Origin of the sequence: Buttiauxella noackiae ATCC 51607 (assembly GCF_001654865.1) — a bacterium.
Taxonomy (GTDB): Bacteria; Pseudomonadota; Gammaproteobacteria; order Enterobacterales; family Enterobacteriaceae; genus Buttiauxella; species Buttiauxella noackiae.
The window spans coordinates 1-21,241 of the sequence record NZ_LXEO01000010.1; the positions used below are offsets into that span (position 1 = coordinate 1).

Consider the following 21,241-nt stretch of genomic DNA (forward strand, 5'->3'; position numbering starts at 1 on the left):
GTATATCAGGACTAGTCACTCAAGCACTCTGAGAACTTAGATTTCGTTGGTTGCTACAGTATGCGCATTCACATCAATCGGCATACCCGAACGATGTTTCATTGCTTCTTCCATTACGGTTGCATCGGTTTCCGGCGCGGCCTGGAACTGTTTCATCTGCTCTGTGAGCACAATCGGCAGCACTTTAGGATCGTCATTAATGTCTTTAGACAATGGCTGATGCACTTCAACTAAACGCGTGCCGTCTGGCTCCACCGAAGTTTTAATCGCGGTATTGATAATGCGAACGGGCGTTCCGACAGGCATATCTTTGTACAGCGCTTTAATATCGTCATCACGCAGACGAATACAGCCCGAGCTGACACGCATGCCAATGCCGAAATCTGCGTTAGTCCCGTGCAGCAGATAAACCCCGCCAAAGGCTGCGAGACGAATCGCATGGTGGCCCATTGGGTTCTCTGGTCCGGCAGGAACAACAGCTGGAAGCTTGATGCCATTTGCCAGGTAACGAGCGCGAATATTTGCAGTCGGGGTCCATGTTGGATTGGCCCGTTTATCTGAAACACTGGTCACCATCGTTGGTGTAACCGTATCACCGCCAAGTTGACCGATACCAATGGGATAAACCGTTACGCTGTTCTTTCCTTTGGGATAATAGTAAACGCGCAGCTCGGCAAGATTGAGAACCAGCCCTTCACGTGGTGCATCCGGCAGTAACATTTGGCGCGGAATGGTTAAAACACTTCCCGCACGGGGAACATAGGGATCGACACCGGGGTTGGCCTGCAATAAAGCAAGGAAACCGACGTTGTATTTTTTTGCGATAGCCTCAAGTGAACCACCGTCATCTTTTACCTCATGGAAAAAATTCTGGCCGATAAGACGGCTGCCTTCTGCTGGCAGAGGATAAGAGTTGGCATTCGCGTTAAAAGCGGCGAGTGCTGCACTAACCAGCATAATCGACGCCAGCCAACGCATAGCGCGTGCCTTGCGAGATGATAAAACGCTCAAAGAGGTAATCACGGTAAACCCTATAATAATTAATGTTATAAAAAAGTTAATCCATGATTATGGCAGGTGAGGGTGTCGGGAAACCCTGGCGAAATGAAAGGATGTGTAAAGGTTTTAGTCGGGTGTCGCTTGCGCTAGCCCGACTGATAAAAGATTAAGCCGCAGCGTTCTGCGCCAGCTGATGCATAAAGTTACGTACCCATTCCATACGCGCTTTACGATCTGCGAGGTCTTCAATAAATTTGAGTCGCGTTGGCCCATCCAGACGGTAATGTTGCGGCTGTTTTTGCAGCAAACCAATCAACCAGACTGGGTTAACGTGGTTTTTCTCTGCAAACTCAATCACACCACCTTTGTCATGACCTTCAATCTTACGTACGCCGAGTTTTTGCGCCTGCTGGCGTAATGCTGCGATATCCAGCAGATTACGAGCGGCGTCCGGCAACAGGCCAAAGCGGTCAATCAATTCTACTTTTAATTCATCAAGCTCATGTGCCGTTTTGGCACTGGCAATGCGCTTATAGAATGACAGACGAGTATTGACGTCCGGGATGAAATCATCCGGCAACAACGCGGGCATACGCAGTTCAACTTCGGTTTGGCTACTGGTCAAATCCTCAAGCGACGGCTCGCGGCCCTCTTTGAGCGCATCGACGGCGTTTTCCAGCATCTCCATGTACAGCGAGAAGCCGATAGTTTCCATCGAACCACTCTGGCCTTCGCCAAGTAATTCACCCGCACCACGAATTTCAAGATCGTGAGTCGCCAGCGCAAATCCAGCCCCCAGGTCTTCTAGCGACGCGATAGCTTCCAGGCGTTTCTGCGCATCTGTAGTCATCGCTTTCGGATGTGGTGTCAGAAGCCATGCATAAGCCTGGTGATGCGAACGCCCGACGCGGCCACGCAACTGGTGTAACTGTGCCAGGCCGAAATGATCTGCACGTTCAATAATGATGGTATTGGCAGTCGGAATATCGATACCGGTTTCGATAATCGTGGTGCACACCAGAACGTTAAAACGCTGGTGGTGGAAGTCGTTCATCACTCGTTCCAGCTCGCGCTCACGCATTTGACCATGGCCGATAGTAATACGTGCCTCCGGTACAAGCTCGGCGAGGCGATCTGCTGCTTTCTGGATGTTTTCTACATCGTTATAGAGATAGTAGACCTGGCCACCACGCAGCACTTCACGCAAAATCGCTTCGCGAACCACCAGGCTGTCGTACTCGCGAACGAAGGTTTTAACTGCCAGTCGGCGCGCCGGAGGCGTTGCGATAATCGACAAATCGCGCATTCCGCTCATAGCCATATTCAGCGTACGTGGAATTGGTGTGGCAGTTAACGTCAGGATATCGACATCGGCACGCATGGCTTTAATGCGCTCTTTATGACGCACACCAAAGCGGTGTTCTTCATCGACAATCAGCAGGCCGAGATCTTTCATCTTCACGTCATTTTGCAATAGCTTATGCGTACCAATCAGAATATCGACTTTCCCTTCTCGCGCTTCTTCGAGGATTTGCGCCTGTTCTTTAGCGGTACGAAAACGTGACAGCATTTCGATGCGCACCGGCCAGTTGGCGAAACGGTCGCGGAAGTTGTCCAGATGCTGCTGCGCAAGCAGGGTAGTTGGCACCAATACCGCAACTTGTTTGTTATTTTCAACGGCAAGGAATGCGGCGCGCATGGCGACTTCGGTTTTACCAAAACCCACGTCGCCACATACCAGGCGGTCCATGGCGAGCGGTTGGCACATATCGCTTAGTACTGCGTTGATGGCCTGAGCCTGATCGGGCGTGGTTTCAAACGGGAAGCCATCGCAGAACATTTGATACTGTTCGCGATCGTGCTTAAAGGCAAAGCCCTCTTTGGCAGCACGTTGCGCGTAAATATCCAGCAGTTCAGCAGCAACATCGCGCACTTTTTCTGCCGCTTTCTGGCGCGCGCGGGACCACGCATCGCTGCCGAGTTTATGCAGCGGCGCATTTTCTTCGGCACCGCCTGCATAGCGGCTAATCAAATGGAGCGACGAAACAGGCACGTAGAGTTTGGCGTCGCCCGCGTAGGTCAACATCAGATATTCAGCTGTTATGCCACCGGCTTCAAGGGTGGTTAACCCCGCATATCGCCCAACGCCATGTTCAAGATGCACCACCGGTTGCCCGGTGCGCAGCTCGGCGAGGTTGCGGATCAGCGTATCCGGGTTAATGGTGCGACGGCTGTCCTGACGACGGCGGCTAACGCGCTCGCCCAGCAGGTCGCTTTCGCAAATTAATGCCCGGTTACGCAGAGTGTCGATAAAGCCGTGTTCGCTTGACCCCAACATCAGGTATCGGCCTTTATCCACCGCCTCATCAAGACGATAGATGCGCTTTGGTGCCACTTTAATGCGCGACAATAGCTCGCCCAACGCTTCACGGCGGCCTTCACTTTCTACGGAAAACACTACCGGCCCGGCAAAAGACTCAAGGAATTTACGTAAGTTATCGAGCGGGGCTTTTTGCTGCGCCTGAACTGAAAGATCGGGTAATACGCGATAACCCAGATTGGTGAACGCGGCTTTATCGGCCAGAGATTCGGTTTTTAGCTGGATTCGCGGCCAGGCTTTTAGCTCGCTGAAGAGTTCGTCCACGCGTAGCCACAGATTTTCCGGTGGCAGCAGTGGACGCATTGGGTCAACACCACGGTTTTCGAAACGAGCGAACGTATCCTGCCAGAAGCGCTCGGCGCTGGTTTCGATATCGCCGGTATTAATCAGCAAGGTATTTTTCGGGAAATAGCTAAACAGCGGCGGTAATGGCTCGCTAAAGAACAGCGGCTGCCAGTATTCAATCCCTGCCGGAAGCGTGCCTTTGCTGACTTGCTGATAGATATGCTCAGGTTCACGCTTCACGTCAAACTTGTCACGCCACTGGCTACGGAACAGTTCAATAGCCGTTTTATCGGTCGGGAATTCATGAGCAGGCAGTAAGTTGATGGCATCAACTTCCTGAAGTGTGCGCTGTGTATCGACATCAAACACGCGCAGGCTGTCGATTTCATCATCGAAAAAGTCGATGCGATAAGGTTGCTCACTGCCCATCGGGTACAAATCCAGCAGTGCGCCACGGGTAGCAAATTCACCGTGTTCCATGACTTGATCAACGCTGCGATAACCTGCCTGTTCTAATTGGCTACGCAGGTTATCACGCGATAAACGCTGACCTTTTTTCATCACCAGCGCGTGGCCATGCAAATAACTATGCGGGCAGACGCGTTGCATCAAGGTGTTGACTGGCAATATCAGCACGCCACGCTGCATGGTTGGCAATTGATACAGCGTAGATAAACGCGAAGAGATAATTTCCTGATGCGGTGAAAAACTGTCGTACGGCAGCGTTTCCCAGTCAGCAAGATTCACCACCAGGCTTTCCGTAAACTGGCTAATTTCGTCATGCAGACGTAGAGCATTCTGCATATCAGGGGCAATCAGCACCACCGGCCCGCTATGGCGCTCGACGATCTCGGCAACTTCAGTCGCACAAGCTGAACCGGTGAGTTCTCCAAGCTGGCGCTGATCGCCAGCTTTAACAGGTAAGGAATAGCGATAATTTTCAGACATGGTGGACGTCAGCATCTCTCAGGTTGCGCCTTTCAAACTGCAGGGTATTGATAAGCACTCGAAAACAATGTTGTTTATTATCCGCGATCGTTTTGTATTAGCAACCCAATCGCAAAGCCTCCTGAGAAAGAGCGCTTAACTCTTGTCAGCCGCGAACACCATTTTGGCGGGAGGGGTAAAAAATAGATCGCCCCATAGCGCACGTGATAATTTCCTGAATCCCAAACCTATTAAAGTGCACGTTGCCAGGCTGACAAACGGATAAACCAGTAAAACTGCGATCAGCAGGTTATCGGAGATTCTGTCTGTGTTGATTTGCCCGATCATAAACAGGCTCAATGCTTCGATGATGATGCGGTGGGTGGTGTAAATGGCAATGGTGTTAGAACCAACGATATTCAGAAAGGCATCAGAGCGGCTTTCGCGCCAACTATCCAGAATATAAAACAGCTTCATAATGACAAATATCGACACCACGGAAATCACTACTGGGACATTCACCAGATACAGGGCTACTGAGAGCAGAGCGACCGCCGTACAAAGCAGCGGATGTTGGCGAAAATGGGTCGCTTTCATCCACGTCATCAATTGTGGGCCAAACCATGCACCCATACCGTAATAACACATGTTGCGCACCACGCTGTTCATGCCCCACCACGGCAACGGCATAAAGCTGATTGCCACGTTGACGCCAAGCAGCATGATGATTACCGGAACTTTATAGCAGTGCAGACTTTTGAATATCACGAAATAGAGTACCAGCGCATAGAGATACCAAAGGCTGGTACTGGCTTTTGCCATGCTGGTGGCAAATTGCAACAGGGTTTCCGAGTACGCGGCATTAGACGTGGGGTTACGTACCAGGTCGGGGGCTAGCCACTGGTTGATTAGCGAAATCCCCAGCCATTGCAAAACACCCCACAGCACCAGGACATAAAAAATATTCCAGATGCGCTTATCCATGCATTCACGCCATTTCACCGACTCGATATAGCGGGTGATTAAAAAGCCAGAAATAAAGAAGAACACGGGCATACGAAACGGCGCCAGATAGAGATTCAGGTAGATCCAGCTTTTCGCAGTGTATTCAGGCAGACCCGCTTCGAGTTGCGTCAGATGCGGGTAAAAGGTAATCACCGAGTGATAGATAACGACAAGGCAGATACATAGCCCCTTGATATGGTTGATCCACAGTTGCTTGTTTTTCATGCGCGGGCTTAATCTTCTGTTGGCCTGTATTTGCTATCAGGGTGGAAGATCGCCGGGCATTTTTTTACCTGATTTGTCTGTTTTTGTAAGAATAAGGTGTAATTCAGAAATTCCGCATGATTAATTAATAACCTAATTGATGCGGCTTTACAGCGAAAACAAGATGTTATGAGTTTGATTTAATTGGTATTTCACATGTTCTGAAATATCAAAAAAACGTTACGTTTCATTTACTTGATACGGTATCGCTTATATACTTCTCGCCAACTTTGCATCCGCAACTGCCACAAGACGGAATACATGTATCAACCTGTCGCGTTATTTATAGGCCTGCGCTACATGCGTGGGCGAGCAGCTGACCGCTTCGGTCGCTTCGTCTCCTGGCTGTCGACTATTGGCATTACGCTTGGCGTAATGGCACTGGTCACGGTGCTTTCCGTGATGAACGGCTTTGAACGTGAGCTGCAAAACAACATTCTTGGCCTAATGCCACAAGCAGTAATCACCTCAACCAGTGGTTCTATTAACCCTGAAACACTTCCTGCAAAAGAGTTAAAACTCGAAGGTGTTACGCGCATTGCACCGATTACTACGGGTGATGTAGTGCTGCAGAGTGCGCGCAGCGTTGCTGTGGGTGTCATGCTCGGGGTTAACCCGGAAGAAAAAGATCCGCTTTCGCCGTTCCTGGTCAACGTGAAGCAAACAGACCTGGTCGCTGGGCAGTACAACATTATTCTTGGTGAACAACTTGCCGGGCAATTGGGTATTAAGCGTGGTGACAGCATCCGTGTAATGGTGCCTTCCGCCAGCCAGTTTACGCCTATGGGCCGTTTACCAAGCCAGCGTTTGTTTAATGTGATTGGTACCTTCGCGGCTAATAGCGAAGTCGACGGTTATCAAATGCTGGTGAACCAGCAAGATGCATCACGCCTGATGCGTTACCCGTTAGGTAATATTACCGGCTGGCGCTTGTGGCTGGCTGAACCACTGAAGGTGGATGTCCTGAGCCAACAAACCTTGCCTCAGGGTACAGAGTGGAAAGACTGGCGCGAGCGTAAAGGTGAGCTGTTCCAAGCTGTGCGCATGGAAAAGAATATGATGGGGCTGCTATTGAGCCTGATTGTGGCCGTTGCCGCCTTTAACATTATTACGTCGCTCGGTTTGCTGGTGATGGAAAAGCAAGGTGAAGTTGCCATTCTTCAGACCCAGGGGCTCACGCGTCGCCAAATCATGGCAGTGTTTATGGTGCAGGGGGCGAGCGCGGGTGTTATCGGCGCTCTGCTGGGGGCGTTGCTTGGTGTGCTGCTTGCGAGCCAGTTGAACAATTTAATGCCGATTATTGGCGCATTGCTCGATGGTGCTGCGTTGCCGGTCGCTATCGACCCTGTACAAGTTATTGTGATTGCGATTATTGCTATGGCTGTCGCTTTGTTATCCACGCTTTATCCATCGTGGCGTGCCGCCGCGACACTTCCCGCTGAGGCTTTACGTTATGAGTAATTCTGTCCTGTTGCAGTGTGACAAGCTGTGCAAACGCTATCAGGAAGGCAAAGTGCAAACGGACGTGTTGCATGATGTCAGCTTCAGCATCAACACCGGTGAGTTAATGGCGATAGTCGGTAGCTCTGGTTCTGGTAAAAGTACCTTGCTGCACCTGCTGGGCGGCCTGGATACGCCAACCTCAGGCGATGTCATTTTTAATGGCAAAGCAATGAGTGCAATGTCCTCTTCCGCGAAAGCGGAACTGCGCAACCGGGAGCTGGGATTTATTTATCAGTTCCACCATTTGCTGCCTGATTTTACCGCGATGGAAAACGTCGCCATGCCGCTGCTAATCGGCAAAAAGAATACCGATGAAACAAAGCAACGTGCGCTGGACATGCTTAAAGCGGTAGGGCTTGCTCACCGCAGTAATCACCGTCCGTCAGAGTTGTCCGGTGGCGAACGCCAGCGTGTGGCGATTGCTCGTGCACTGGTGAATAACCCGCGTCTGGTATTGGCTGATGAACCGACTGGTAACCTCGATGCACGTAATGCAGATAGCATTTTCGAACTGCTGGGCGAGCTAAATGTGCGTCAGGGAACGGCGTTTTTGGTGGTCACTCACGACCTCAAACTGGCGAAACGCATGTCTCGTCAGTTAGAAATGCAAGATGGTCGGCTGACTCATGAGCTGACTTTGATGGGAGCCGATTAATGGCTTCGCCACTGTCACTGCTGATTGGTTTACGTTTTAGCCGCGGGCGTCGTCGCAGCGGCATGGTGTCTCTCATCTCCATTATCTCCACGTTAGGTATCGCATTGGGTGTCGCGGTGCTGATTGTGGGGCTGAGCGCGATGAACGGTTTTGAGCGCGAGCTGAATAATCGCGTGCTTGCCGTTGTGCCACATGGTGAAATCGAGCCGGTTAATCAGCCATTCCACGGCTGGAAAGATGTATTGCAACGCGTCGAGAAGGTTAAAGGCATCGTTGCTGCCGCGCCATATATCAACTTCACTGGCCTTGTGGAAAGTGGTGCTAACCTGCGCGCCATCGTGGTAAAAGGCGTCGATCCGGAACAGGAAACGCATCTGAGCGCGTTGCCAGAGTATGTGCAGAATAATGGCTGGAAAGATTTTAAAGCGGGTCAGCAGCAAATCATCATTGGTAAAGGTGTTGCCGATGCGCTGAAGGTGAAGCAGGGCGATTGGGTATCCATCATGATTCCGAACAGTGATGGCGGTACTAAACTTCTGCAACCGAAACGTGTTCGCCTGCATGTCACTGGAATTCTTGCTCTCAGTGGTCAACTTGACCACAGCCTGGCAATGGTGCCAATGGCTGATGCGCAGAGCTATCTGGATATGGGCGACAGCGTCACCGGTATCGCTATCAAGGTCAATGACGTTTTCAATGCCAATAAGCTTGTGCGTGATGCGGGCGAAGTGACTAATGCTTACGTTTATATCAAAAGCTGGATTGGCACTTACGGCTATATGTATCGCGATATTCAAATGATTCGCGCCATCATGTATCTGGCAATGGTGCTGGTTATCGGCGTGGCCTGTTTTAACATCGTTTCCACGCTGGTGATGGCGGTTAAAGACAAGAGCAGCGACATTGCTGTATTGCGTACCCTTGGGGCAAAAGATGGTCTGATTCGCGCCATTTTCGTCTGGTACGGCCTGCTTGCCGGGTTATTTGGTAGTGTAAGTGGTGTGATTGTTGGGGTGCTGGCCTCCTGGCAATTGACCAATATTATCCGCGTGATTGAAAAATTAATCGGCCACCAGTTCTTGTCAGGCGATATCTACTTCATTGATTTCTTGCCATCTGAACTGCATTGGCTGGATGTATTTTATGTACTGATCACAGCATTGCTACTGAGTTTACTTGCCAGTTGGTATCCGGCGCGCCGAGCCAGTAATATCGATCCGGCGCGAGTATTAAGCGGACAATAAATTCTTCACCAAAATATATACCCTGAGTAATTCAAGCCGCAGGTGTGTTGGCTTGAATTATGACGGGTATAGGGAGAAACGATGTATTACGGATTTGATATTGGTGGCAGCAAAATGGCTCTTGGGGTCTACGACAGGGAACGTCGTCTGCAATGGGAAAAACGTGTTCCCACCCCGCATGACAGTTATGAGAACTTTTTAGCGGCTATCGCTTCCATGGTACAGGAAGCCGATAGCCGTTTTGGTATTAAAGGTTCGGTGGGTATTGGTATCCCCGGAATGCCCGTCACAGATGACGGCTCGTTATATGCGGCGAATGTTCCCGCAGCCAGCGGAAAACCGGTACAGGCCGATCTGAGCGCAATGCTCGGGCGTGAAGTGCGCATGGACAACGATGCGAACTGTTTTGCGCTCTCTGAGGCCTGGGATGATGAGTTTCGTGATTACCCGGTGGTTATGGGGCTGATTCTTGGCACGGGTGTTGGCGGTGGCATCATCGTCAACGGTAAATCCATTACCGGGCGCAACTATATTACCGGTGAGTTTGGTCATACCCGCCTGCCGGTTGATGCACTGAATGTGCTGGGCCGTGATATTCCCCTCACGCGCTGCGGCTGCGGGCAACATGGCTGTATTGAAAACTATCTTTCTGGCCGTGGATTTGCGTGGGTTTATCAGCACTTCTACTCTGAACCACTGGACTCTAAAGAAATTGTAGCTCGCTACCGCGCAGGGGATAACAAGGCCGTAGCCCATGTCGATCGCTTCGTTGAACTGCTGGCCTGCTGTCTTGGCAGCCTTTTAACGGCAATTGATGCGCATCTGGTCGTGATCGGCGGTGGGTTGTCTAACTTTACTGAGATGTACCAGCAACTGCCTGAGCGTCTACCTAAGTATCTTCTGCCTGTGGCAAAAGTACCGCGTATTGAACCTGCGCGACATGGTGATGCTGGTGGTATGCGTGGTGCGGCATTCCTCCATCTCACGGAGTAAATTATGCTATCGCGTCGTCAACATCGGCTAAGCCGGTTTCGCAAAACCAAGCGTCTGCTCCGTCAGCGTTTACGTCAACGTGCTTTTTTCAGAGATATACCTGGACCCGAAGCGATGGAAAAACCCAGAGTTGTGGTTCTGACTGGCGCGGGAATTTCCGCAGAGTCAGGCATTCGAACTTTCCGCGCCACTGATGGTTTGTGGGAAGAGCACAGGGTTGAAGATGTTGCGACGCCTGAAGGCTTCGCACGCGATCCCCAATTGGTTCAGGCGTTTTATAACGCTCGCCGCCAGCAACTTCAGCAGTCGGAAATTAAACCGAATGCTGCCCATCTGGCACTGGCTCGTCTGGAAGAAGAACTGGGGGATCACTTCCTGTTGGTGACGCAGAATATTGATAACCTCCATGAACGAGCCGGAAATAAAAACATCATCCATATGCACGGTGAACTGTTGAAAGTTCGCTGTGCGCACAGTGGGCAAGTGCTGGAGTGGAAAGGGGATATTACCCGCGAAGACCGCTGCCATTGCTGTCAGATTTCTGCACCGCTGCGCCCACATGTGGTGTGGTTTGGTGAAATGCCACTGGGTATGGATGAGATTTATCAGGCTATTGCTACAGCCGATTACTTTATTGCTATCGGCACATCAGGCCACGTTTACCCCGCTGCCGGGTTTGTACACGAAGCCCGTTTGCAAGGTGCGCATACTGTTGAGTTGAACCTTGATCCAAGCCAGGTAGGCAGCGAGTTCGAGGAAAAATTCTACGGCTTAGCCAGCGAAGTAGTGCCAGAGTATGTCGAGCGCTTGCTTAAAGGGCTATAACAAATAGCGGGTAGCGGATGTTGCCCGCCTATTAATATCAATAAATTACACCCTCGCCGCGACAAATAACTTCTCTTCTCGCAAAGCCACGATAATCAAAAATAGCGAAATATACGCGCAGCAAAGTAATGCCAATGCACTGATATACCAGGGCAATCGGGTCACATACACTGCGCTGCAAGAGAGGATCACCATAATGATTCCCGCGTACATCGGGTGCGCGATCCACGAAAAGATCCCGCTGTGTATTCGCGGTGCATGGGGAAGGTAATATCCCGCCCAGGTATGATGTGTTCCTAAATCGACTTTTCCTTTAACCACCAGAACGGTTCCTGCAATGGCTATCAGCAAACAAACCCAATCCAGCGGCGTAACGCGTTGCACAAGGAAAAGGCTCCACGCGAAGGCGATTATGGGTAGCAAATAAGTGAGCCGTAAGAGTTGTATCGCTCTGATATCAATCAGTGGTTTAGCCTCGGGCTTCTCTTTCTTCGCAAGAATAAAAGCGGTGAAAATGCCAAGGTTGAGCAGTTGGGCCAGTATAAAGAATGTATTCATCACGATTTTCACTCAGTCTGTAACGAGCGGGGGGAGCGGGATGACGTCAACAGTCAGGGGTTTATTCAAGCGTAGAAAAAGAGGGAGGCTATGCCATAAGGCGAAAGGATGAATTAAAAAGGCGGGACTACAGCCCCGCCGGGTAAAAAATTAACGGCCTGCTTTCAGCTTCTGATAGTAATTCTCATAAATCGTGCTGGCATCACCAACATCGTTTTGCCACTCACCATTTTTCAGCACCGCTTCATCCGGGTAGAGCGTCTTATCACCGGAGACTTCTTTAGGCAGCAATTTGCGTGCTTCAAGATTTGGCGTTGGGTAGCCGATGGTTTCAGCCACCTGTTTTGCCACGTCCGGGCGCAGCAGGAAGTTAATCAGTTTCAGCGCACCATCGACGTTTTTAGCATTTGCCGGAATAGAAAGGTTATCCATCCAGAAAATCCCGCCTTCTTTTGGCCAGACAATTTCCAACGGCGTACCCGCCTGGCGGGCAACGAAAGCAGAACCATTCCACACCATGCCGAGATTCACTTCGCCTTCCATATACGGGTTAGCTGGGTTATCAGAGTTGAATGCCGCCACGTTTGGCATTAGCTTTTGTAGCTCGTGGTATGCCGCTTCAATCTCTTTAGGATCGGTGGTGTTGCCGGAGTAGCCGAGTTTGCGCAGCGCGACCTGGAACACTTCGCGCGCATCATCAGTCAGCAACAGGCTTTGCTTATATTCTGGTTTCCACAAATCAGCCCAGCTAGTGATGGTTTTCGGGTCAATTGAATCACTGTTTACGCCAATTGCCGTCGCACCCCAGATATAGGGAATTGAATAATCGTTATTCGGGTCAAACGGCTTGTTGAGCATCTCCGGGTCGAGATTTTTGAAGTTGCTCAGTTTGCTTTTATCGATCTTTTGGATCATGCCTTCTTTGCGCATTTTCGCGACAAAGTAGGTCGATGGCACCACTAAATCGTAAGCGCCATCTTTATAGGTTTTCAGCTTGGCGTACATGGTTTCATTCGACTCATAAGTCGAATAAATCACCTTAATACCGGTTTCTTTGGTGAACTGCTCAAGCAGGCCTGGTGGCACATACTCGGTCCAGTTATAGAAATAGAGTGTCTTGCTATCATCGGCATGTGCAGCGCCCATACCCAGTGCCAGAACGCTCGCAGCGAGCAGGTGGCGTGACCATTTAGTCATATTAATGTCCCCTGGTTTTATCACGAAGAATAAGCTGACTGGCAACCACCAGGACCAGCGAGAGTACTAATAAAATGGTGGCAAGTGCATTCACCTCGGGTGAAACACCAACCTTTACCATTGAGTAAATCTTCAATGGTAAAATTTCATAACTTGGTCCGGTGACGAAAGATGAAACCACCACATCGTCCATCGAGAGAGTAAAACTGAGCAACCAGCCTGCGGCAACGGCAGGCATCGCCAGTGGCAAAAGGATTTTGCGTAAAATTGTGAGCTCGCTGGCACCCAGATCTTTCGCCGCTTCAAGCATGCGCACATCGAACCCTTTGAGGCGGGAATAGACCGTGACCACCACAAAAGGCAGGCAGAAGGTGATGTGTGAAAACAACAGCGACCAGAAGCCAAGCGACACACCCAGCAGCATAAACAGCACCAGCAGCGAAATCGCCATCACAATATCGGGTGACATCATCACCACAAATAACATACCACTGACGAAAGGCTTGCCGCGAAAACGATAGCGATACAGTGCCACAGCGGTCAACGAACCGATTAGTGTTGCTGCGGTAGCGGAAAAAATTGCCATCGTCAGAGAGTGTTGTGCTGCCTGCAATAAGCTGTCGTTGTTCATCAGCAGGCTATACCACTTGCCGGTAAAGCCTTGCCAGTTAATACCGAAACGCGAACTGTTAAACGAGTTCACGATCAAAATGATGATTGGGATGTACAGATAAGCATAGATGGCGGTCATAAAGCCGCCGCGAAGCAGGCGACCCATCATTCTAATTCCACCTTTTTGTTCAGCAATCTGGAGGCACGCCAGTAGATCAGCAGCATCAGACCCATCACCAGTGTCAGTGTAATGCTGGTGGCAGCGCCAAACGGCCAATCGCGAATATTCAGGAACTGGCTCTTGATTACGTTACCAATCAGCAGGTTTTTCGCGCCACCCATCAGGTCGGAAACGTAAAACAGCCCCATCGCAGGCAGCATGACCAACAGGCAACCGGCAATAATTCCCGGCATAGTGAGCGGGATAATAATCCGGATAAAGGTCTGAAGTTTGCTGGCACCCAAATCACGAGCCGCTTCCAGCAGCGGTTTGTCGAGCTTTTCGATGCTGGAGTAGAGCGGCATCACCATAAATGGCAGCAGGATATAAACCAGACCAAGGATAACCGCGCTTTCGGTGTACATGATTCGAATCGGGGTATCAATCACGCCTAGCCACAGCAAAAACGTATTCATATAGCCTTTGGTGCTGAGGAAGATCTTCAGCCCATAAATACGAATCAGTGAGTTAGTCCAGAAGGGAACGATCAGCAAAAACAGCAGCAGCGGTCGAACGCGTTCTGGTAGGCGAGCAAGAAACCAGGCAAACGGATAGCCCAGTACCAGGCAGGCGAGGGTGGCTATCACCGCCATATTCAGTGAGTGCAGCAGCACTTGCGCATACAGTGGGTCGGCAAGACGAGTGTAGTTATCTAACGTGAAAACCATGCTGACGAAATTAACATCATCACGCGTCAGGAAACTTGTCCCGATGATCATCAGATTGGGCAAGAACACAAACAGCAGCAACCAACCGACGATGGTGGCGATCACCAGATTCTGGAACTTACGTGAGCTCTTCATCTGCCAGCACTACCTCCCAGCTTTCAACCCAATTCACAGCCATTTTTTGATCAAGTGTATGGTCAAAATCAGGATCGTCTTCATTGAAGAATTCGCTGACCATCACCATTTTGCCGTTTTCCAACTCGACGTTAGATTCCAGCGTCATGCCTTTATAGTTTCGTTCACGCACATAGCCAATCAAACCGTCGGCAACGTGGGTATCGTTGATCTCTTCAACACGAAGATCTTCCGGGCGCAGCAGCACTTTTAATCGTTGGCCAGCGGTAACTGGCATGGTTACGTAAATATGGCATTCGCGGCCTTCAACGTTCGCCAGCACGCGCTGTTCGTCAACGCGCTCAATGACGATGGCATCGAATATGTTGATCTCACCAATAAAACTCGCCACAAACAGGTTTTTCGGCTCTTCATAAATTTCACGCGGCGTGCCGTCTTGCTCAATGTGACCATCGCGCATCACCACAATCCTGTCAGACATAGTTAATGCTTCTTCCTGGTCGTGAGTCACGAACACAAAGGTGATACCGAGTTTACGCTGCAGCGCTTTTAATTCGTTCTGCATCTGCTTGCGCAATTTGTAATCGAGCGCGGAAAGCGATTCATCAAGAAGCAACAGACGGGGTTTGTTGACCACCGCACGCGCAATCGCCACGCGTTGTTGCTGGCCGCCTGAAAGCTGATGCGGTAAACGCTGGGCAAATTCCTCAAGCTGCACCATTTTCAGCGCGTCATTCACGCGAGGGGGGATTTCGGCGGCTGGTGTTTTCTGCATTCTTAAACCGAATGCAACGTTTTCAAAAACGGTCATATGAGGAAACAGAGCGTAGCTCTGGAAGACGGTGTTGACGTGGCGATGCTCAGCCGGAACCCGCGTAATGTCCAGGTCCTCAAGAGAGATAGTCCCGGAATCAACGCTTTCCAGACCGGCAATTAAGCGTAGCACAGTCGTTTTGCCACAGCCGGAGGGGCCAAGAAGTGTCAGAAATTCACCATCATTAATGGTGAGAGATAAATCAGAAATAACGGTTTTGCCATCAAAGCTCTTTCTTACTCCCACCAGTTCTACCAGCGGAGAGAGCGAACATTGCTGTTTATTCAATTTTTTACGCTGTCCCATATAAGACGCATCAAATTGCGGGCTGATGCGGGGTTTGTGATTAACCACCTTGCGGTTTCTGCACGTTAAAGTAAGGGCAGGCATTCTACGGCAAAGCATTGAAATCGCCAATCCTTGATGCTTTCCTGGGGATTGATTCTGAAGATGCTTAAGCAGCAAACACCAAATCCTCTCGCATTGCATTACATTCGTGACTATTTTCAACACTACCAGGCTAAAAGTGACCTAACGCAATATTTGCATTTGCGGCTTACTGATAATGAAGTCACAAAAATTGAGGGTAGCGCGATATGGATAAATTACTTGAACGTTTCTTACATTATGTCTCCCTGGATACACAGTCCAAATCCGGCGTAAAACAAGTTCCCAGCACTGAAGGTCAGTGGAAGTTGTTGCGGTTACTAAAAGACCAAATGGAAGAGATGGGTTTGGTTAATGTGACTATTGCTGAGCATGGCACAGTCATGGGAACACTTCCGTCTACCGTCGATAAAAAAGTTCCGGCTATTGGTTTTATCTCTCATGTGGATACCGCACCTGATTTTTCGGGCAAAAATGTGAATCCGCAGATTGTTGAAAACTATCGCGGTGGCGATATCGCGCTGGGCATTGGCGATGAAGTGTTGTCTCCAGTGATGTTCCCGGTTTTGCACCAGTTGCTTGGGCAAACGCTGATCACTACAGACGGCAAAACGCTGCTCGGTGCGGATGATAAAGCCGGAATTGCAGAAATCATGACGGCGTTAGAAGTTCTGAAAGAGAAGAAGATCCCGCATGGCGACATCCGCGTTGCGTTCACGCCGGATGAAGAAGTGGGTAAAGGCGCGAAGTACTTTGACGTCGAAGCATTTGATGCGCGCTGGGCCTATACCGTTGATGGCGGCGGTGTTGGTGAACTGGAGTGTGAAAACTTCAACGCCGCGTCGGTCACTATCAAAATCGTGGGTAACAACGTTCACCCTGGTTCCGCAAAAGGGGTAATGGTGAATGCGCTCTCAATTGCCGCCCGCATTCACGCTGAAGTGCCTGCTGACGAAAGCCCGGAATGTACCGAAGGCTACGAAGGTTTTTACCATCTGCATGGCATCAAGGGCTCGGTCGACAAAGCGGAAATGCACTACATCATCCGCGATTTTGACCGCGGGCAATTTGAAGCCCGTAAACGCAAAATGATGGATATCGCAAAGAAAGTGGGCAAAGGGCTGCACCCGGATTGCTATATCGAACTGGTGATCGACGACAGCTATTACAACATGCGCGAGAAAGTCGCGGAGCATCCTTACATTGTGGAAGTCGCCCAGCAGGCGATGCGCGATTGCGATATTGAGCCGATCATGAAGCCGATTCGCGGCGGTACAGACGGGGCACAGCTGTCGTTCAAAGGCTTACCATGCCCGAACCTGTTCACTGGCGGCTATAACTACCACGGCAAACATGAGTTTGTGACGCTGGAGGGGATGGAAAAAGCGGTGGCGGTGATTGTGCGGATTGCTGAGCTGACGGCAAAGCAGGCTTGAGAGAATAGCGCGCACCCTATTTCATCAAATTAAAAACAGAGGGGCGGAAAGCCCCTTTTGTGGCTTTTCCAGAGATTTTCTTATGCTTAAATTGTTATGTGGGTTGCTAGTTTGCGTATCTGGCGCAACTTTTGCTGCACCCTCTGTAGAAGTAGGATTCTCATCCGGCAAAGACGGTCATTCAGCGCAAACAATGGTGCTACACCTGATTAATGGGGCTCATAAATCGATTGAAATGATGGCCTATGAATTTAAAGCATCAGATATTGCCGCAGCACTTGATAAAGCGGCTGAGCGAGGCGTGAAAGTTTCGGTCGTCATCGATCATCGCGCGAATAAAGCCAACAAACTCTCACTTGCCGCTGTCACGGATGCAACAAGCCACGGCGTCGCTATTCGCGTGGATAGCCATTACCACATTCAGCATGACAAGGTGATGATTGTTGATGGACGAACCCTCGAAACAGGCTCATTTAACTACACACCGACCGCTGAGAAGGCCAATAGCGAAAACATTCTGGTTCTCAGGCATGTACCGCGAGTGATCAAACTTTATCAGGAACACTTCAAAACACGATGGGAGTACGGTGTGCCATACCAAAAAGGCGACCTTGCATAACACAGATAACCGAAATTGAACCGGGAATAGCCATCTCCTTTTTTGGAGCAGATTGGCGGGATGCTTTTTATTTTTTGCTTCCTGAATCGCCATTTTTCAGCCGAGTTTAGCGCCGTAAATACCTTTTAAGATATCCAGACGCTGGTTAATACCAGGTGCTCAAGTGCTCCGCTTTATCATGTGCTGACTCATGGTATTCAGGCCTGCCGGCTGATTGAACAGCCGGAGGCGATACGCGGTTTTGAAAGCTCGACGCCAGATGATTTCATCAGCGCCGCGTTACATGCCGTAATTTACCTCATAGGCAGAGGCTGGTGGCATATCTGTACATCATGACCAGCGGTAAGGGGATCGGGATGATGGTTCCAATAGTGCTCAGAGTTTTAGTCTTATCGTTGCTCGAGAGCACCGCAGGTTGTGCTCTCTGGTGAGGCCTTGGTTCAGTGAATCATAAATCTCGTAGCGTTTGGATGACTGCTGTGGCGGTGCAACGGAAAATTTATGATGCGACTGGCTAACAAACTCATAAGCCCTGAAAGCGCCAAAAACTTTATTATTTATATATAACAAACTGTTTAATAAGGCATAAATTTTTTATTTATCCGAACCTTCAAAGTCAATAACTCTCTCCCGTCACCCGACAAAAAATCTGAAAAAGTAGACAATCGTCGACTTTTCATCTTAAAGTCCTGCGCCTGGCACTAGACAAAACCAGTAACTAGTTATCAAATGGTTAAATAATAATTTCTGAATGTTAAAAGCGGCAGTCATTCAAATAGCCGCCATGCATTCTGGTGCTACAGGCACGCCGACACACTTCCATGGAGAATTTATGCATTCCTCTGTTAATAAAAACGAAAGCCGGACCTTTTTCGGCCATCCTTATCCGCTAGGCTCACTGTTCTTTACTGAAATGTGGGAGCGGTTCTCGTTTTACGGCATTCGTCCGCTACTGATCCTGTTTATGGCGGCCACGGTTTACGACGGTGGTATGGGGCTTGCGCGTGAAAATGCCTCGGCTATCGTCGGGATCTTTGCCGGTAGCATGTATCTGGCCGCGCTGCCGGGTGGATGGCTGGCTGACAACTGGCTCGGCCAGCAGAAGGCGGTCTGGTACGGATCGATTCTTATCGCCCTCGGTCACCTGTCCATCGCGCTCTCCGCATTTATGGGCGACAGCCTGTTCTTCATCGGCCTGATGTTTATCGTGCTCGGTTCCGGGCTGTTCAAGACCTGCATCTCGGTGATGGTCGGGACACTGTATAAAAAAGGCGATGCGCGTCGCGACGGCGGGTTCTCGCTATTCTATATGGGCATCAACATGGGTTCGTTTATCGCTCCGCTAATCTCCGGCTGGCTAATAAAAACCCATGGTTGGCACTGGGGCTTTGGCATCGGCGGTATCGGGATGCTGGTGGCGTTGGTGATCTTCCGCGTGTTCGCCGTTCCGTCGATGAAGCGTTATGACAGCGAAGTTGGCCTGGACTCCACCTGGAACAGCCCGGTGGCGAAGAAAAAAGGTGTAGGTGCCTGGCTGATGGCGCTGGCGATTGGCGTGGCTGTCGTGGTTACGCTGATAGCGCAGGGCGTGATTGTTATTAATCCTGTCGCGGTTGCCAGCGTGCTGGTTTACGTGATCGCAGCTTCCGTTGCCCTGTACTTTATCTATCTGTTTGTGTTTGCGGGTCTGAACCGTAAAGAGCGCGCCAGGCTGCTGGTCTGCTTTATTCTGCTGGTGTCCGCAGCGTTCTTCTGGTCGGCATTTGAGCAAAAACCGACTTCGTTCAACCTGTTCGCTAACGACTACACCAACCGCATGATCGGCGATTTTGAAATCCCTGCCGTGTGGTTCCAGTCCATCAATGCGCTGTTCATCATTTTGCTGGCACCGGTGTTTAGCTGGGCGTGGCCAATGCTTGCGCGCAAAGGCGTGCGTCCGAGCAGTATTACCAAGTTTGTCATCGGTATCTTGTGTGCCGCGGCGGGCTTTGGCGTGATGATGCTGGCGGCGGAAAATGTGCTGAACAGCGGCGGGGCGGGTGTATCGCCATTCTGGCTGGTGGGCAGCATTCTGATGCTGACGCTCGGCGAGCTGTGCCTGAGCCCAATAGGGCTTGCGACGATGACGCTGCTGGCGCCGGAAAGAATGCGCGGCCAGATGATGGGGCTGTGGTTCTGCGCAAGTGCGTTGGGTAATCTGGCGGCTGGCTTGATTGGTGGCCACGTTAAAGCAGACCAGTTGGATATGCTGCCGGACCTCTTTGCACGCTGCTCTATCGCGCTGCTGATTTGCGCCGCCGTGCTGCTGGTGCTGATTGTGCCAGTGCGTCGCATGCTGGAAAACGCCCAGACGAAGCCTGAGCAAAAACCGGTGACCAATGCGTGATGCGAAAGCGTAACTAATCGCTGAACCACTACAAGGCCGATCGAAAGATCGGCTGAGACTAATGACAAACCTTTTCGTAGGTCGGATAAGCGCAGCGTCATCCGACAAAACTGGCGAAAATGGTGGATGACGCTAACGCTTATCCCCCCTACAAAATCCATTCATCACCTTTTGTCAGCAATCTGGGCCGATCGAAAGATCGGCTTTTTTGTGCTCTGGAACAGCCTCAAAAAATATAAGAATGAGCCAGCAAACTATTTAAAGGAAACCGGTTAGGCAATACAGGAAAGATACTTTTTGCCCGAGCGATTCACGATGTCATCGGCATTTTCCCTGATGTTCTTTCCTTCAAACGCACCGTAGAGTCTTTTAAATTTCAACGTGCCCAAGCGGCGCGTAATATCGCTGACTGTCGCGGCCGACAGTGGCAGCATATTCGGATAGCTCCACATAAAGGATACGGCATCAGCGCCAGGCGTGACCTGAACGATGTCCCCCGCCAGCAGTACGCCTTCGCCCTTTGCCCAGTGAAGAACACTGCCGCCAGCGAAGTGCCCGCCAAGACGTATCAGGCTGACGCCTGCGGCCAACTCGAGGGTGTCGCCTTCCCAAAACTTGATGTAAGGACTCTCGCGCATGACCCACTGGCGATCGTGGGCATGCAGATAAATCGGGGCGTCGAATTCGGCGGCCCAGTCCTGCATGGTGGTGTAGTAATGAGGATGTGAAATAGCGATAGCTTTAAGCCCGCCCAGGGAGGAAATCAGTGTTTTTGTGGCGTCGTCGAGATTGGCTATGCAGTCCCACAAAATATTACCTTCTGGCGTTCTCAGAATAAAAGCGCGCTGACCAATCGCAAACTCAGGAACCGTCTGGATGCTGAACAGATCGGGCTCCTGCTGCTGCCACTTATTTGTGTGTGAAGCGACAAGCGTGTCCAGCTCAACCCATTCCTGCCCCGTTACGGGCACGTACTGGCGCTCATCTTCACAGATGTTGCAGTGTTCCGGATGGGAATGGGTGGACTCGAAGGATGTGCCGCAGGCTTTGCATAATGTGATCATTAAGGCGTCCTTATTGCTCCTGTTAGGTTTGTTATAAAGGTAGCAGTGCCGATTAAGCCGGTTTG

At 50.5% G+C, this 21,241-nt stretch carries 17 protein-coding genes; 8 read left to right on the top strand and 9 right to left on the bottom strand.

Annotated features, from left to right (window positions below):
• Window positions 1-36: 36 nt before the first annotated feature.
• From ldtC to M979_RS04085, 3 genes are all read right to left on the bottom strand, one after another.
• The gene (gene ldtC, locus M979_RS04075) at window positions 37-978 is read right to left on the bottom strand and encodes a L,D-transpeptidase LdtC (protein ID WP_034456126.1); all 942 of its coding nucleotides are present in this window, start codon (window positions 976-978) and stop codon (window positions 37-39) included.
• 187 nt (window positions 979-1,165) lie between these two features.
• Window positions 1,166-4,612, bottom strand: coding sequence for a transcription-repair coupling factor (mfd, locus tag M979_RS04080; protein ID WP_064553856.1), 3,447 nt, complete (start codon window positions 4,610-4,612; stop codon window positions 1,166-1,168).
• A gap of 135 nt (window positions 4,613-4,747) precedes the next feature.
• On the bottom strand, window positions 4,748-5,821 hold the full coding sequence (locus tag M979_RS04085; RefSeq protein WP_064553857.1) for an acyltransferase family protein: 1,074 nt from the start codon (window positions 5,819-5,821) through the stop codon (window positions 4,748-4,750).
• 300 nt (window positions 5,822-6,121) lie between these two features.
• Here M979_RS04085 and lolC point away from each other — a divergent pair, with 300 nt between their 5' ends.
• From lolC to cobB, 5 genes are all read left to right on the top strand, one after another.
• Window positions 6,122-7,321: a lipoprotein-releasing ABC transporter permease subunit LolC gene (gene lolC, locus M979_RS04090; RefSeq protein ID WP_064553858.1), complete on the top strand. Its 1,200-nt coding sequence runs from the start codon at window positions 6,122-6,124 to the stop codon at window positions 7,319-7,321.
• Window positions 7,314-8,018 carry a lipoprotein-releasing ABC transporter ATP-binding protein LolD gene (gene lolD, locus M979_RS04095; RefSeq protein ID WP_034456120.1) on the top strand — a complete coding sequence of 235 codons (705 nt, stop codon included), beginning with the start codon at window positions 7,314-7,316 and terminating at the stop codon, window positions 8,016-8,018. The genes lolC and lolD overlap by 8 nt, the downstream gene beginning before the upstream one ends.
• Window positions 8,018-9,262: a lipoprotein-releasing ABC transporter permease subunit LolE gene (gene lolE / locus M979_RS04100; RefSeq protein WP_034456117.1), complete on the top strand. Its 1,245-nt coding sequence runs from the start codon at window positions 8,018-8,020 to the stop codon at window positions 9,260-9,262. Before lolD ends, lolE begins: the two co-directional genes overlap by 1 nt.
• 81 nt (window positions 9,263-9,343) lie before the next feature.
• Window positions 9,344-10,255 (top strand): N-acetylglucosamine kinase, encoded by a 912-nt coding sequence (gene nagK / locus M979_RS04105; RefSeq protein WP_064553859.1) that lies wholly within the window; start codon window positions 9,344-9,346, stop codon window positions 10,253-10,255.
• Between the two features lie 3 nt (window positions 10,256-10,258).
• Complete coding sequence (cobB, locus tag M979_RS04110) at window positions 10,259-11,080, top strand: Sir2 family NAD+-dependent deacetylase (RefSeq protein ID WP_064553860.1); 822 nt, start codon at window positions 10,259-10,261, stop codon at window positions 11,078-11,080.
• A 45-nt stretch (window positions 11,081-11,125) separates the two neighbouring features.
• On the opposite strand, the gene M979_RS04115 is transcribed toward cobB, so the two are convergent.
• From M979_RS04115 to potA, 5 genes are all read right to left on the bottom strand, one after another.
• Window positions 11,126-11,638, bottom strand: a complete 513-nt coding sequence (locus tag M979_RS04115; RefSeq protein ID WP_064553861.1) for a methyltransferase — start codon at window positions 11,636-11,638, stop codon at window positions 11,126-11,128.
• Window positions 11,639-11,788: 150 nt separating this feature from the next.
• The gene (gene potD / locus M979_RS04120; protein WP_034456111.1) at window positions 11,789-12,835 is read right to left on the bottom strand and encodes a spermidine/putrescine ABC transporter substrate-binding protein PotD; all 1,047 of its coding nucleotides are present in this window, start codon (window positions 12,833-12,835) and stop codon (window positions 11,789-11,791) included.
• A 1-nt stretch (window position 12,836) separates the two neighbouring features.
• Entirely contained in the window at window positions 12,837-13,616 is a 780-nt protein-coding gene (gene potC, locus M979_RS04125) for a spermidine/putrescine ABC transporter permease PotC (RefSeq protein ID WP_034456110.1), read from the bottom strand.
• Window positions 13,613-14,470, bottom strand: a complete 858-nt coding sequence (potB, locus tag M979_RS04130) for a spermidine/putrescine ABC transporter permease PotB (RefSeq protein ID WP_034456109.1) — start codon at window positions 14,468-14,470, stop codon at window positions 13,613-13,615. The genes potC and potB overlap by 4 nt, the downstream gene beginning before the upstream one ends.
• Window positions 14,454-15,590 carry a spermidine/putrescine ABC transporter ATP-binding protein PotA gene (gene potA / locus M979_RS04135; protein ID WP_034457169.1) on the bottom strand — a complete coding sequence of 379 codons (1,137 nt, stop codon included), beginning with the start codon at window positions 15,588-15,590 and terminating at the stop codon, window positions 14,454-14,456. The genes potB and potA overlap by 17 nt, the downstream gene beginning before the upstream one ends.
• A 290-nt stretch (window positions 15,591-15,880) precedes the next feature.
• Here potA and pepT point away from each other — a divergent pair, with 290 nt between their 5' ends.
• From pepT to M979_RS04150, 3 genes are all read left to right on the top strand, one after another.
• Window positions 15,881-17,107 (top strand): peptidase T, encoded by a 1,227-nt coding sequence (pepT, locus tag M979_RS04140; RefSeq protein WP_064553862.1) that lies wholly within the window; start codon window positions 15,881-15,883, stop codon window positions 17,105-17,107.
• An 82-nt stretch (window positions 17,108-17,189) separates the two neighbouring features.
• Entirely contained in the window at window positions 17,190-17,726 is a 537-nt protein-coding gene (locus M979_RS04145) for a phospholipase D family nuclease (protein ID WP_034456107.1), read from the top strand.
• Window positions 17,727-18,558: 832 nt separating this feature from the next.
• Complete coding sequence (locus M979_RS04150; RefSeq protein ID WP_034456098.1) at window positions 18,559-20,112, top strand: peptide MFS transporter; 1,554 nt, start codon at window positions 18,559-18,561, stop codon at window positions 20,110-20,112.
• 272 nt (window positions 20,113-20,384) lie between these two features.
• Here M979_RS04150 and M979_RS04155 read toward each other — a convergent pair whose 3' ends face one another.
• A complete protein-coding gene (locus M979_RS04155) occupies window positions 20,385-21,176 on the bottom strand; it encodes an MBL fold metallo-hydrolase (RefSeq protein WP_064553863.1) in 792 nt (263 codons plus the stop codon).
• Between the last annotated feature and the right edge of the window lie 65 nt (window positions 21,177-21,241).